Below are 13,892 nucleotides of genomic sequence, written 5' to 3'. Positions count from 1 at the left end.
CCTTTGACAATTGGGCCGAGCAGCGCTGCGCGCTGCGGTTGTGCCTTGAACAATGCCGTCGCGCTTGGTTCAGTGGTACCAACCAAGAACCAAGCAAACAGGTACCAACATGTCGGTGAAAGCTGTTGTTTTTGACATCGGGAACGTTCTGATCGAATGGCAACCCGAACGCTATTACGACCGGGTCATCGGGGAAGAGCGCCGTCGCGCCATGTTCTTGGAAGTTGACCTGCACGGGATGAATGACCTTGTCGATCAGGGTCATCACTTCACTGACACGATATATGACTGGGCCGAGAAATACCCGGAATGGCGCGATGAAATCCGAATGTGGCACGACAAGTGGATCGAACTCGCCGCGCCCGAGATCCCCCACTCGGTCCGCCTGCAACGGGCCTTGCGCGCCAAAGGTGTGTCGGTTTTCGCATTGACCAATTTCGGGGTGCAAAACTTCGACTATGCGACAACGGTCTACCCGTTCCTCAACGAGTTCGACAAACAATACGTTTCAGGGCGGATGCAGACCGTCAAACCGCATGTTCCGATCTATGAAATGGTCGAAGCAGATTGTGGACTGCCGGCTGAGGCGCTTTTGTTCACCGACGATCGACTAGAAAACATCGAAACGGCGCGCGCCCGTGGATGGCAGACGCACCACTTTACCGGCCCACAGGGTTGGGCGGACCGGCTGCTGCAAGAAGGTCTACTGACGGTCGAAGAGGCGCTATAGCTCAGGCGGTGACGGGCGTTGGGCGGTTTTCGCGAATGGGAAGGTGGACGATGGCACTGAAAGCCCCAATCGCGACTCCGATCCACCAGACCATGGTGTAGTCGCCGTACTGGTCATACATGCGCCCGCCCAACCAGACGCCCAGGAAACTGCCGACCTGGTGGCTGAAAAAGATGATCCCATACAGCGTTCCCATGTAGCGCAGTCCGTAGAGGTGCGCGACCAACCCCGAAGTAAGCGGAACGGTGGCAAGCCAAAGCGAACCCATGACCAGCGAAAACACGATGACCGACAGGGGCGTGATCGGGAACACGATGAAGGCCGCCGCCGCAAGTGTGCGCGCCGTATAGACACCTGCCAGAAGGTATTTTTTGGGAAAGTGGTTCCCGGCCCAACCCGCCAGCAGCGTGCCCGCAATATTTGCCAGGCCTATCAATGAAATTGACACGGCCCCTAGTGCTGATGTGGTTGTGATGCCAATAGAATGCAGAACGCCACCGGGTTGTATAGGTCCGCACATCTCGGTCACGAAAGCGGGGAAATGTGCGGTGATGAAGCCAAGCTGATAACCGCAGCTGAAAAAGCCCAAAAAGATCAGCGTATAGGATGGATCGCGGAAAGCCCTGGTCAGGATCTGACTCATGCTTTCTTCGATCTCTGCTTTACTGGCAGCCTGAGGGGCGCGCATGAACGGCAGTGTCAGCACCAGTGCCAAGATCGCTGCGGCGAATACAATGAACACCTGCTGCCAAGGCATAAAGCTCAGCATCCATTCGGCTGTAGGCGCCCCCAGAACCTGACCGAAACTGCCAGCAGCTGTGATAATCGCAAGCGACATAGAGCGGTTTTCGTCCGACGATGCCCGCGCCACCACGGCAAGGACCACGCCAAAACCTGTGCCCGCGATACCGAACCCCACCAGCCATGCGTACATCTGGTGTTCGAACGGCGTGACGGACCAGGCCGACAGAACCATGCCCGCCGCATAGATCAGCGCACCCAGGATAATCGCGCGCCTGTCGCCAACCTTTTCGGCGATGGCTCCGAAAATCGGCTGTCCGATGCCCCAGGCCAAATTCTGAATCGCGATTGCCATCGAGAAGTCCGAGCGCAGCCAGCCGAACTCATCCGCGATGGGGATCTGAAACACGCCAAACGATGCGCGGACGGCAAAACTGACGGTGATGATGATACATCCGACGATCAGGATGGGGTTCAGCAAGCGCGTGTGTTGGGGCATTAGGTCCTCGGGCGTTCAAGAACCAGACGTTACCGCGTTTAGGTTGTGCGTCAATTCAGGAGTTTTGCGGTCACGGATCAGCAAAATTGATGCGTCCGAGAAATGGCTGCTTTTCAACGGGCAAACCGGGCGCTATGCCTCAAAACATGACGGGTTTGATATCGCTTTATGACACGCAGGTGGCCGATGGCACCCTGACCAGAGACGACGCGCAAGAGGCTGTTCTTCCTCATTTCGAACGCATCCGGGCGGCATTGGCCGAACCTGTGAAGCGCGGGTTCTTTCGAAAGGCCCCGCCGCCGCCCAAAGGTTTATATCTGTGGGGCGGAGTCGGACGCGGAAAATCCATGCTGATGGATATGTTCGTCGACTCGTTGGCAGACATCCCCGCCCGTCGGGTGCATTTTCATGCCTTCATGCAGGAAATCCACGCCGGCATGCACAAGGCCCGAAAAGACGGTGTCGAAGACGCGCTGGCTCCTGTCGCCGCCTCTGTGGTCAAGTCCGCGCGCGTACTGGCGTTTGACGAAATGCAGATCACCGACATCACGGACGCAATGATTGTTGGTCGTCTGTTCGATCTGCTGCATGAAGGTGGCACCGTGGTCGTGACGACATCGAACCGCCATCCGGATGACCTGTACAAGGACGGGCTGAACCGTCAGCTATTTTTGCCCTTCATTGCACATATCAAAGAACAGCTTGAGGTGTGGGAGCTGATCTCACCCACGGATTACCGCCAAAACCGGCTAGAAGGCGCGCCAGTTTATTTTACGCCCATAGGCCCCGAAGCGCGCGAGAGCATTCGCAGCGTCTGGAACGACTTGGCCGGGGGCGCGGCGGACCCGCTGATTCTGCAGGTCAACGGTCGTGCGGTAGAACTGCCCGCCTTTCGAAATGGCGTGGCGCGGGCCAGTTTTTATGACCTTTGTGGAAGGATGCTGGGCCCGGCAGATTATCTTGCCATTGCGGAAGAGGTCAAAGTTCTGGTGCTTGAGGACATCCCACGCCTGTCGCGCAATAATTTTAACGAAGCCAAACGGTTCGTAACGTTGATCGATGCACTGTATGAGGGAAAAGTCCGCTTGATCTGTTCAGCTGCAGCAGAACCCGAGATGCTGTATGTCGAAGGTGAAGGCACGTTTGAGTTTGAACGCACCGCGTCGCGCTTGCGCGAGATGCAGGATCAGGATTGGGGTCAATAGGGGCTCTGCCCCCGCCGCGCTTTGCGCGACTCCCCCGGGATATTTTTGGCCAGATGAAGCTGTGCGGATGCGCGTTTGTCAGCCGTTCTCCCGCAGAATATTACCGGCCAGGTAGAGTGATCCACAGATCAGAACCCGCACCTGCGGGTTATTCTCGGTGATGTTTTTCAGGGCCTCGGCCACACTGTTGGCAGTGGACGCCGCTAGCCCAACCCGAGCGGCAGCTTTAGCAGTGTCTTCGGCACTCAGTGTATTGACCTCACCCGGGATAGAGACTGCCGTCAGGCTTTGCGCCTGAGCGGCAAGCGGCGCCAGATACCCGGTGACGTCCTTTGTGTTCAACATCCCGCAGATCATGTGGGTTGGACGTGCAGGCAGCTTCGCCAGTAGATCGGCCAATGCCAAACCTGCGGCGGCGTTGTGACCGCCATCCAGCCAGAGTTCGGCCTCGGGGGCCTGTTCGACCAGCGGGCCGGTTTTCAATCGCTGCATGCGGGCAGGCCATTCAGCCTTGGTCACCGCGGCCTCATAGGCGTCTTCCCCAAGATCCAGATGACGTAAGACCGCTAGCGCGGCACCGGCATTTTGGTACTGATGGGCGCCCAACAGATTTGGCAGCGGTAGATCGCGCAGGCCGGTTTCGTCCTGATAGACGAGCCGCCCGTTTTCTTCGGTGACGTGCCAGTGTTGGCCATGCACCAACAAAGGTGCACCCAGGCGCGCGGCGGTGTACTCAATGACTTCCAACGCCTCATCCTGTTGCGGGCCAACGATGCAGGGAACACCGGGCTTGATGATGCCGGCCTTTTCCGCTGCGATCTTGCCCAAGGTATCGCCCAGAAACTGCTCATGGTCGATTGAAACCGGTGTGATGACCGTTACCACTGGGTCATGAATGACATTGGTCGCATCCAACCGGCCACCCAGCCCGACCTCAAGCAACGTGTAGTCCGCCTTGGACCGCGCAAAAGCCAGCAGGGCCGCGCAGGTCGTGATCTCAAAATACGTGATGTTCTCGCCACCATTGGCGGCATAACATTCGTCCAGAACCGCCGTCAGATCCGGTTCGGAAATCAGATCCCCCGCCAAACGGATGCGCTCGTGAAACCGCGCCAGATGGGGCGAGGTATAGGCATGAGCGGACAGCCCTGCCCCTTCCAGGCCCGCGCGGATCATGGCCTGGGTCGAGCCTTTGCCGTTGGTTCCGGCGATGTGGATCACCGGGGGCAGTTTGTTTTGCGGATGGTCCAGCGCGGCCAACAGACGCCAGACACGATCCAAGGTCAGGTCAATGATCTTGGGATGCAGCGCCATCATCCTCTCCAGAATGATGTCCGATGTCTGAGAGGTCATTTTTCTTCCGCGTTTTCAGTCGGGGCTTCTGCCACTACATCTTCGGGTTCGGGCGCAGGCAGATCGCCTTTGACCGCTGGAGGCTGGTTCATCAACATCCGCGTGATGGTGATCAACTCATCGCGCATTTCGGTCCGCTTGGTCACACGGTCCAACATGCCGTGGTCCAACAGATACTCCGCGCGTTGGAAGCCTTCGGGCAGCTTTTCCCGGATCGTCTGTTCGATCACACGCGGACCGGCAAAACAGATCAGCGCATTGGGTTCCGAGATATGGACATCACCCAGCATCGCGTATGAGGCGGTCACACCGCCCGTCGTTGGGTGTGTCAGCACAACGATGTAGGGCAGGTTTGCTTCTTTCAGCATCTCTACCGCCACGGTCGTGCGGGGCATCTGCATCAGGCTCAGGATACCTTCCTGCATCCGCGCGCCACCAGCGGCGGAAAACAGGATCAGCGGGCGTTTCAGTTTTACAGCCTCTTGCGCGGCCGCGATGATCGCGTTGCCGACATACATGCCCATGGATCCGCCCATGAACGAAAAATCCTGCGCAGCCGCCACAATCGGGGTTCGCCCAATTTCACCCAGGGCGACGAGCATCGCTTCTTTCTCGCCAGTTTTCTTTTGGGCGGCTTTCATCCGGTCGGGGTACTTTTTCTGATCGCGGAACTGCAGCGGATCGTCTTTGGGCGCGGGAACCTCAACCTCGGTAAAGATCCCACCATCGAACAAGTGATCGAACCGCTCGCGCGGTGTGATCGCCATGTGATGATCGCACTGGGTGCAGACATTCTGGTTTTCCGCCAATTCACGGTGAAACAGCATGGTTCCGCATTCATCGCATTTGTGCCAAAGATTCTCAGGCACTTCTCGGCGCGAGAAGATCGAGTTGATCCGTGGGCGGACGTAGTTTGTGATCCAGTTCATATCGGAACCTTGGCTTGTGCGGCTTTGACGTCAAATAAGACGCTACGGAAAGAATTGCAATCAGCGCCTGAGCGCAACCCGTGCTGTTAGCCAACTGACGGTCATCACAGCGAAATCCACATACAGCCATTGCCGCAGCGCCCCGGTATCCGACATGTCGTAAGGAAGCAGATACAATGCCAGACCACTTAATCCATCGGGTAAGGAAACAAACAGCAGCGCGACCATATTATTGAACAGATGCAATGCGATAGCGGGTCCTAGCGTCCCTGATCTGGCCGTTAGATCCGCCGCCATCAGGCCGAACATCCCGGACCACACGGCAACCAATAGCGCGTTGTCTCCGGCCGCGCCGGGGGCATAGTGACCTGCTGCGAACAAAATCGACGGTACGCCCAACCAAATAACCGGTGATCGGAATCGTGCAGCAAGACATTGTTGTATGTATCCCCGAAACAGAACCTCTTCTGCGCTTGTCTGAATCAGCACTGCCAAAAGCGAGAAAGGCAGAAACAACAGCCAGGTCGACAGCGCCAAATTCTGCGTCAGCGTTGCGCCCATGCCATATGGCGGCAAGATGGCCACGACGATCCCAACAATCAGCAATGCCTTAAAAACACTCCAGAATTGCCCAATGCCTTCGCGCCATGGGCCACAGATTGAGCTCAGCGTTCGATGTTGTAGGCGTTTTGCGGCGATGGACACGCCCAAGGTGATGAAGCCAAAGCTTGCCAGTAGCACCAAAAGTGCAACCGGGGATGCGCCAGTCAGCAAGCCTTGGGCCCATTCGACGGATCCAAGACCCGCAACCAATCCAAAAAGTAGAAAGTTCAGCAGGATGCCAACCACGCCAACAATGGTCAGCCCGACCAGCAGGCGCCACAGCTCTGGCCGTGCGCGCGAAGATGCAACCAGTCGTTCATGCGCTATGTATCTGCCGGGGCGGGCGTCAGGCATTGTCGGCCGTTTCCCGGTTCGGCGCGTCATCATCGAAGATCAATGAGGTTGCATTGGCGGCGTTCAGCCTTTCGGAAATCGTGGTCAGATAGCCGGCAACCGTTTGCAATAGCTGCATTGCAACACCTGCGTCACTTTCAATAACCGCGCGCAATTCCTCGGCCCCAATGCGCAGGAACGAACAATTCTGGACCGCAACCAAATCGAATTGCCGAATTTCGCCCGTGATAATCGACAAGTCTCCGATCAGACGCCCCGGCTCGATGACCGAGATCGTGCGCGCGGTTCCATTCCCTTCGTTCAAGATCAAATCTGCTTCGCCCGATATGCAAAGGTAAGCCGCATCTGGCGTCTGCCCTGCAGAAAAAATGATCTGCCCCGCTGCTGCATCGTACCATTGCGCCGAAAACGCCAGAAGGCGCTGGTTGCGACCGTCAATGCCGGAAAACAGCTCGGTCGACGAAATAATCTTGAGCTTGCGGCTCAGGTCATCCGTTGAGCTGGCCTCTTCTTCCGGACGGGTCCGCGAGACGCCGTCAATTCGACCATCCTTGATCTCGACGAAAAGATCATATGCTTCGGGATGGGCAAAGTAATCCTCCATGAAGACCATGATGGAATCCGGCAACAATTCCCGCAGTTTCAGCCGAGTTCTCAGCCGGCTCTCGGAATCATGGCTGGCCAGAGCTTTGTCCAGAATCAACACATCAGGACGCTTGATTCCAGCGCGCGAGAATGCGGCGCGTTCCTGAAATACTGTAGGCAGATTATTTCCGCCAAGTCCTGACGGCAGGTCATAGATGATGGCTGCTGCCCGGCGGCGCAGGCCAGCTTCGTTCATGGCTTCGGCGACGACATCTTCGATTTCATCCGTGTGCGCCCCGGCCATCAAAGAAACCCGCCCGAACAGGGCATTTTCCATGACAGTCATGCGTTCAATATATGCATCCGGCGTGACCGGAACGAACATCCCATCCATCGAGGCACGCAGCTGTTCGGCTTGCCCCCTTCGGATGGCCAAGATCTTATCTTTGTACTCGTCCGGAAAATCAGGTCCGATCTGTTCCGCGGTCAGCAGGAACGGAACAGTCAGCAACAAGGCCCGCTCGCCTTCGCTGATTGCTTCATCCCCTTTGGCTTTGCGCCGATCCTCGATATCAAGCAGACGGTGGAACATATCCTTGGCCATACCCAGACGAAGGAACAGCGGGTGATCTGCCCCGTCCCGTCCAAACGTCTGGTGCAGTGTTTCCAGCACCGCGCTTGCAATGCTCATTGCGTCATCGTCCAGATCGTGATGGCGCAGCATCCACATGAACCGATCATCGCCCGCCAGAATATCCGGTGAGATATCGCGCGACGGAGCGGCAAACAGCAGGTTGCCCCCCAGCGGAACCGCCGGGTTAAAGCGGTCCGGTTCGAACCGATAGACATACCGCGCCAGGTCTTTTTCTTCCAACCTTTGCGCGACCGTATCACGCAGATTTACGATATCCCGCGCCAGGGCAGAATGTTGCACTGGATCGAACTGGGTACGTAATGTCCGGCGGAACATGAACTCGTCGATGCCCATCGCCTCGACCAGCTGGAACCACCAGTTACGGATATCCTCGATGTCTTCCAATCCTGCCAGGCCGGGATCGATCCACTCATCCAACAGGGAATCCGGAGGGTTCCCGGCCCGCACCGCTTCGATCTGCCACCGGCTAGGGGCCTTCTTTGCGTCGGGTTCGTGTTGTGGATGGGTTCGCAACGGCATCAAAAGGTTATCGCCTAAAGTCCCGTCAAACAGATAGGGTCGCGAATAGGCATAGCCGATCCGCGCCGCAATTACCGTCTGATGGAGTTTTAGCAGATCGTGACCCGCAATTGTGACGCTGCCTTGTATCGGCAAAAGCTCTCGTGTCAGTAGTTGCGCCAACGCGCCGCGCTCGGCGGCGCTTGACGACTGAATAGCAACGCGGGCACCCTTAGGGATGGTCAGGTCGATATCTTCAAGGATGGTTTTCCCGTCATCATCTCGCACTGTTACATTACGCAGTTCGATATCGCCGCTGAGATGCGGAATGGATTCCGGCTCACCCACAAACAGCTCTTCAGGGATCATGTTGTCCGGGGCAAATCGTTCAATCACGATTTCCCAGCGCAACGACATATCCTGAACCTGGTTATAATAGGTCAGCAAGTCTTTCCATGGGCCACTAAGGTCCTTGTATGCCCCAAGCGCCGCGACCAACGCACCCACTGTCACCTCACCCGTGATCGCCAGATAGCCACCGACGGAATAGAACAGGAACGGCGTCATCTGAGTGATCAGATTGTTGAGGAACTTCATAAAGAACTTCTTGTTGTAGATCTTGAACCGGATCTCGAACAAGGTTCCCAACCGATGGCTGAACTGTGCCAACCGATAGCGCCAGCCACCATTGGCCCGCAAATCGCTGATGCCCGCCGCGCTTTCGCCAATTTCCGAGCTGAGGTGGCGGACCTGCTGAATACGTTCCTTGTTCAGCAGGTTGATCTGGCGCTGCAGTTTTGGGATCAGCCATGCCTGCAACGGAATCAACGCGATGCTGGCCAGACCAAACCAAACGCTTTGCATGAACAGAAAGGTGACAATGGTCATCATCTGACCGAACTGAAACACCGGTTGAGCAATCGCATCACCCATCAGACCGCCCATCGGTTCGGCCTCTGAGGTGATCATTGAAACAAGTTCACCCTGGCTGGTGGTGGCAAAATACGATTTCGGGAATCGCATCGCGCGGTGAATCAGCGTGAACCGAAGCCTGCGCAGCATACGCTCGGCCAATATGCCCTTCATCGTGTTGATGCGCATCTTCATCAAGCCGCTGGCGATTACAGTGGCCAAAAATGCAAAACAGAGGATCAGCAGATATTGGACCTGCGTGAAGGTGAACCCAAAAAGCGTAACGCTATCGTTGGGCGCACCAATTGCGTCGTTGATGATCTGTTTTGGCAGCTCGAGCGAGGCGTAGAGAAACGGAAACGACAATACCGTCAGAAACAACAGCACAAGCTGCTGCTTTTTCGAGTGTTTCCAGATGAACGAAAATAGTGTGGGTTCCATGCCCCGGCCTTGCCTCAAAGAATTTAGTACGTGGTTTTTCGGATAATCCAAAGCAATCAGGTGCCGGACGGTACGCACAGTCCCAGATGATTGCAAGAACGGCGATGGGGGCCTTAGCAGACACAACCAAAACCGCCCAGTCACAACCACGTTAGTGTTGGATAGTTTTATACGGATTTCACCAATTCGGCCTTATCCTCGCCGTTGTCTTTGACTAAAGAAGGTCAAGTTCAGACGATGGGATCATGGGCAAACTTCTGGAGCGATATCTACACCGCAAAACTATTGCGCGTTGGCAACGGGCCGTTCAAGACGCGGCTGGGGCCACGAACCCCCAATTGCGTCAACAGCGCGACGAGGCGCGCAAACTGCGTGCGCAATTGGACCGTTTGCTACGGGAAGCAAACGAAAGACTGACGCTGCCCCTGATTGGATCAAAGCAATTCCCCAAGCCGCTAGGTACTGACTGGTGCTGGCGACCTGATTTGTGGCGGGGTCCCTTGCCCCGGCCTGGTCTCGCCTCAATCCCGCGTAAGGTCGAGTTGGATCAACAGGTAAAGATATTCCATGACTGCGCTCTATCCGAGATCAGTGTGCGACAGGCACGAAACATGGACGAAAAGGACCTGGCCGCTTTTGGACTTGGCGTCGAAGTATTTGGCTTTGCGGGGTCATTCCTTTCCGTGTCGCTGGATTTGCCGCCTGAGGCTGTGCAAGGCCTGACGCGGCAGCACTTGATGCGGGTCGATGCCCAGATTGAAACAGAACGTCCGCTGGACGTGACCGCGCGACTGAATATTCAGCACGGCCCAAACACCGATTCCGTTCCACGGTCTCTAGATTTGTCGACAAGTTCGAATGTTCTGGATTTCGATCTTGCCAATTTGCCGCTGAACGAACGGCGTATAGACAAGATCTGGCTGGATCTGGTTCTGACCAATCCGGCGATGAACCGCATAGTTCTGCGGGACCTGACCCTTTGCCGCCACCACCGCGCCGACATGTGAGAGCATTGGCCATGACACAACCAACCTTAACCCCAACCCTGTTCGAAAACGGCATCTGGCGCGGGTACCTGCAGGCCGACACTGAACCGCACGTCGAAGTCCGTTATATGGGCCAGGCGCTGGAGGGTGTGCTCATGACCGCCACCGATGGCGGTTGGGAGCTGAGTGTGCCGGTGCCATCAACCGCGATTGCCGACGGGGTTCATTGCTTTGTAATAGCCGATGCAAACACATCACAGAAGATCGGTGAATTCACAATCATTGCGGGGGCATCAACCGCGGATGATTTGCGGACCGAAGTCGCTTTGTTGCGGGCGGAACTGGACTTGTTGAAACGGGCGTTTAGACGGTCTCAGGCACCTTCGGACTGATCCGGGTTTTCTTCGTTTCCAAGCCTTTGTCTATCTTTCAGGCGGAATCCGTGCATCATAAATGTCATCCGAAGCAACCCGGGTGCGAAAATGGACCGCAGCAGTATCGTCAAGGTCATCGCTCTGATGGTGACAGGGTTCGGGATCGGTATCGACTTTACCGGCGCTCTTATTCTTGTCCCGGCCATCGAAAACAGCTTTGACGCTGATATTACCAGCACCCAGTGGGTTCTGAACATATACGCCTTGTTTTTTGCGATGACCATGGTCGCCGGGGGGCGCATGGGGGACATGTTCGGGCATCGCAAGATGATGATCATCGGGCTGGCGATCTTTCTATTTGCGTCCGTCATGTGCTTTGTCTCTCCTAGTCTTGATTTCCTGATCGCCGCGCGTGCTTTGCAGGGGATTGGTTCGGGTTGCGTCTGGCCTTGCACACTGGCTTTTGGCGCCACCAAAGTTTCGCGTCCTGAACACCGCGCCATGATCATGGGTATGATCCTCGCCGGTGTGACCAGCGGTAATGTCTTTGGTCCGCTCATCAGCGGTGCCGCAGTCAGCTTTGGCGACTGGCGGTTGTTCTTTCTTGCAAACGTGTTGTTTTCGACGATTTCGATGGTTACGGCCCTGATCCTTATGGAGCGTGAAACTCAACACAAACAGGGCGAACATATCGATTTCGCCGGAATAGGTATTCTTTCGTTTGCCGTTCTTTTGCTGCTTTACGGGCTGGACATCGGTGCGGACTGGGGCTGGACGTCTGTCCCGCTGCTGATGTTGTTTTTCGTCAGTGCCGCGCTGTTCTTCTTTTTCCCGCTGGTCGAGAAGCGCGTGAAAGAGCCGCTTTTACTGCCGCAAATGATGCAGAACCGCGAGTTTCGGATCACTCTGGGCCTGAACATGTTCAACGTGTCAGCGGCCTTTGTCGGGCTGCTATACTTCCCTCAATACATGCAAAAGGTCCTTGGGTGGTCCGTGTTTGAGTCGGCGATTGGGCTTGCCCCGCTGACACTCCTGCTGGCCGTCGGCTCGATTGTTTCGGGTACTCTTTATAACGATTTCGGGCCAAAGCGCCTGCTGTTCTGGGGGTATTTGATCGCAACGACTGGCGCTCTCAGCATTATCATCTTGCCGGCGGGGCTGGGCTATTTTCAGATCTTGCCCGGCATGGCGATGATCGGGCTGGGCGCAACACTGACGGTTGGGCCGTCAGGCACTGCGGCCGTGTGCGCCGTCAAACCTGAACGCGCTGGACTTGTCGGCGGGCTGAGCTTTATGACCCATCTGGTATATGGCGCCATATCCGTCGCCTTCGCGACCGCAATAATGTATGTCGTCAGCCTGTCCAGCCTCAGCAAACAGCTGGTTGCGGATGGGATCAACATGTCTGTAACCGATCAAAAGGCGATCAACGGTGGAACGCTTACGACCGGTGCAGCCCGCGCTGTTATGGAAAAACTAAGCTCGGAAGAGGCTGAAAAGGTCAAATCTGCCATCGGCGCTGCATTTGATGCAGGTATGAACATGGCCTTTGTTTTCGCGGCCATCTCGGTCTCGATAGGTATTGTTCTGGCGATGATGCTTGACGAAGAGAAACTGCACAAGGTTGAGGTCTGATCCCGGCTTTTGCAGAAAGGGCCGCCGGTATCGGCGGCCCTGTTTGTCTTACTGAGACGGTCCGTTGGGGTTGAACGCCGACAAACCTTTGAGGATGTCGATGGCGTAGGCCAGCTGATAATCCTCTTCCCGCAATTCAGCCGTGGCTTCGGCTTTGGCGCGGTCTTCTTCGATTTGACGGATTTCATCTTCGCTCAGGCTGTCATTGTTCAGGCTGCCGCGCAGATCAGCTTCGGACCGCGTGCGGGCGTCGGCTTCCTCTTCTTCGGCATCAGGCGCCGGGCGCGGCTGCTCGACGATGATGTCGGGGCTAACGCCAAGTGCCTGAATTGACCGGCCCGAGGGCGTGTAATAGCGCGAGGTCGTCAGACGCATTGCACCATCGCCACGCAAAGGCATGACCGTTTGCACCGATCCCTTGCCAAAGCTCTTGGTGCCGACAACGATCGCACGACGGTGATCTTGCAACGCGCCAGCTACGATTTCCGAAGCTGATGCCGAACCACCATTGATCAGTACAACGATCGGCTTGCCTTCGGCCAAATCACCCAGCGTTGCATTGAACCGCTCACCATCGCTTGGGTCGCGACCACGCGTGGACACGATCTCGCCTTCGTTCAGGAAAGCGTCCGAAACTTTGATCGCTTGGGTCAGCAACCCGCCGGGATTATTCCGCAGGTCAAGGACAACACCATTGACCTTGTCCAGACCACCAGCCTCTTCGATCTGCTCATTCAGACCTTCTTGCAGGTTCGGGAATGTCTGATCGTTGAAGGTGGTGACGCGTAGGACTACGCTGGTGCCTTCAGTCCGGGCACGCACGGCCGTCAGTTTGATGGTATCGCGGATGATGGTGATATCAAACGGCTCTTGCTCACCCTCGCGGACGACGGTGATCACGATTTCCGACCCGACCGGGCCACGCATCAGATCGACAGCCTTGTCCAATGTCAGGCCAAGGATGCTTTCCCCATCGACATGAGTGATGAAATCACCCGCTTCGATCCCGGCCTCGTCTGCCGGGGTGTCGTCGATCGGCGAGACAACTTTGACAAAGCCTTCTTCTTGCGTGACCTCGATGCCCAATCCACCAAATTCGCCACGTGTCTGCACGCGCATCTGCTCGGCATCATCGGGCGAAAGGTAACTGGAATGCGGATCAAGCGACGTGAGCATGCCGTCAATGGCCGCCTCAATCAGCTCCTCCGGCTCGACGTCTTCGACATACTGGGCGCGGATACGTTCGAAAATATCGCCAAACAGATCCAATTGCTCGTACACGCTGGCCTTCCGGTCAGCCTCCTGCGCCAGCAAAGGGCCGGCGATTTGTGTCGTTGCGATTACACCTGCCACGGTTCCGGCCAGACCGGCCATCAGAAATTTCTTCATACT

The 13,892-nt window shown here is 56.4% G+C and carries 11 protein-coding genes; 5 read left to right on the top strand and 6 right to left on the bottom strand.

All coding sequences use genetic code 11. From position 1 onward, the window contains the following. The first annotated feature begins 109 nt into the window (after window positions 1-109). Window positions 110-730 (top strand): HAD family hydrolase, encoded by a 621-nt coding sequence (locus AC2FIS_RS08290; protein ID WP_496772804.1) that lies wholly within the window; start codon window positions 110-112, stop codon window positions 728-730. A 1-nt stretch (window position 731) separates the two neighbouring features. Here the strand turns inward: AC2FIS_RS08290 and AC2FIS_RS08285 are convergent, their stop codons facing one another. After that, the gene (locus tag AC2FIS_RS08285) at window positions 732-1,970 is read right to left on the bottom strand and encodes an MFS transporter (protein WP_496772802.1); all 1,239 of its coding nucleotides are present in this window, start codon (window positions 1,968-1,970) and stop codon (window positions 732-734) included. A 146-nt stretch (window positions 1,971-2,116) separates the two neighbouring features. Between AC2FIS_RS08285 and zapE the strand changes: the two genes are divergently transcribed. Beyond that, a complete protein-coding gene (gene zapE / locus AC2FIS_RS08280) occupies window positions 2,117-3,175 on the top strand; it encodes a cell division protein ZapE (protein ID WP_496772801.1) in 1,059 nt (352 codons plus the stop codon). A 78-nt stretch (window positions 3,176-3,253) separates the two neighbouring features. Here zapE and AC2FIS_RS08275 read toward each other — a convergent pair whose 3' ends face one another. Genes AC2FIS_RS08275 through AC2FIS_RS08260 form a run of 4 tightly spaced genes read right to left on the bottom strand, consistent with a single transcriptional unit; the run spans window position 3,254 to window position 9,505 of the window. Beyond that, the gene (locus tag AC2FIS_RS08275; RefSeq protein WP_496772800.1) at window positions 3,254-4,528 is read right to left on the bottom strand and encodes a bifunctional folylpolyglutamate synthase/dihydrofolate synthase; all 1,275 of its coding nucleotides are present in this window, start codon (window positions 4,526-4,528) and stop codon (window positions 3,254-3,256) included. Continuing rightward, entirely contained in the window at window positions 4,525-5,457 is a 933-nt protein-coding gene (gene accD, locus AC2FIS_RS08270; protein WP_496772799.1) for an acetyl-CoA carboxylase, carboxyltransferase subunit beta, read from the bottom strand. Before accD ends, AC2FIS_RS08275 begins: the two co-directional genes overlap by 4 nt. 60 nt (window positions 5,458-5,517) lie before the next feature. Then, window positions 5,518-6,414: a CPBP family intramembrane glutamic endopeptidase gene (locus tag AC2FIS_RS08265; protein WP_496772798.1), complete on the bottom strand. Its 897-nt coding sequence runs from the start codon at window positions 6,412-6,414 to the stop codon at window positions 5,518-5,520. Next, a complete protein-coding gene (locus AC2FIS_RS08260) occupies window positions 6,407-9,505 on the bottom strand; it encodes an ABC transporter transmembrane domain-containing protein (protein ID WP_496772796.1) in 3,099 nt (1,032 codons plus the stop codon). Before AC2FIS_RS08260 ends, AC2FIS_RS08265 begins: the two co-directional genes overlap by 8 nt. Before the next feature lie 245 nt (window positions 9,506-9,750). Between AC2FIS_RS08260 and AC2FIS_RS08255 the strand changes: the two genes are divergently transcribed. From AC2FIS_RS08255 to AC2FIS_RS08245, 3 genes are all read left to right on the top strand, one after another. Continuing rightward, window positions 9,751-10,512 (top strand): DUF6478 family protein, encoded by a 762-nt coding sequence (locus tag AC2FIS_RS08255; RefSeq protein WP_282119420.1) that lies wholly within the window; start codon window positions 9,751-9,753, stop codon window positions 10,510-10,512. 11 nt (window positions 10,513-10,523) lie between these two features. After that, window positions 10,524-10,883, top strand: a complete 360-nt coding sequence (locus AC2FIS_RS08250; RefSeq protein WP_496772794.1) for a hypothetical protein — start codon at window positions 10,524-10,526, stop codon at window positions 10,881-10,883. A 90-nt stretch (window positions 10,884-10,973) separates the two neighbouring features. Further along, window positions 10,974-12,500: an MFS transporter gene (locus AC2FIS_RS08245; protein WP_496721593.1), complete on the top strand. Its 1,527-nt coding sequence runs from the start codon at window positions 10,974-10,976 to the stop codon at window positions 12,498-12,500. A gap of 48 nt (window positions 12,501-12,548) precedes the next feature. Here AC2FIS_RS08245 and AC2FIS_RS08240 read toward each other — a convergent pair whose 3' ends face one another. After that, a complete protein-coding gene (locus AC2FIS_RS08240; protein WP_496772792.1) occupies window positions 12,549-13,889 on the bottom strand; it encodes a S41 family peptidase in 1,341 nt (446 codons plus the stop codon). Window positions 13,890-13,892: the final 3 nt, after the last annotated feature.

It is taken from the genome of Ruegeria sp. CDSB113 (assembly GCF_059611045.1).
Note: the sequence above shows the minus strand (reverse complement) of the source record. Positions and strands in the feature narration are given on the sequence as shown.